The 330-nt window shown below is 62.1% G+C and carries 1 pseudogene; it reads left to right on the top strand.

The features are described from left to right. Positions 1-330: pseudogene (locus tag QSJ95_RS32635) on the top strand (NADH oxidase); the annotation flags it as partial.

The following is a 330-nucleotide window of genomic DNA, read 5'->3' as shown; positions in this document are numbered from 1 at the left end:
ACTCGGCCGATTTCCAGAAAGGCGGTTACGACGAAGGTGAATCCATGGAGGCCGTGCTGGCCATCGCGGATGCTGGTATCGACATGATCGAGATTTCCGGCGGCACCTATGAGTCACCGGCGATGACCGGCACACAGCCGGTGCAGAAGGAAAGTACTCGTCAGCGCGAGGCCTATTTCCTCGCGTTCGCCGAGAAGGTGAGAGAACAGACGTCCGTGCCACTGATGGTGACCGGTGGCTTTCGTACCGTCGCGGGCATGAATGAGGCGTTGCAGAGTGGGGCTCTGGAGCTGGTCGGGCTGGCTCGCCTGCTCAGCCTCGACCCCGCCG

Source organism: Pseudomonas sp. NBRC 100443 (assembly GCF_030268185.1).
In the GTDB taxonomy this organism is placed as follows: domain Bacteria; phylum Pseudomonadota; class Gammaproteobacteria; order Pseudomonadales; family Pseudomonadaceae; genus Pseudomonas; species Pseudomonas citronellolis.
This window is presented reverse-complemented; position numbering and strand designations above follow the sequence as displayed.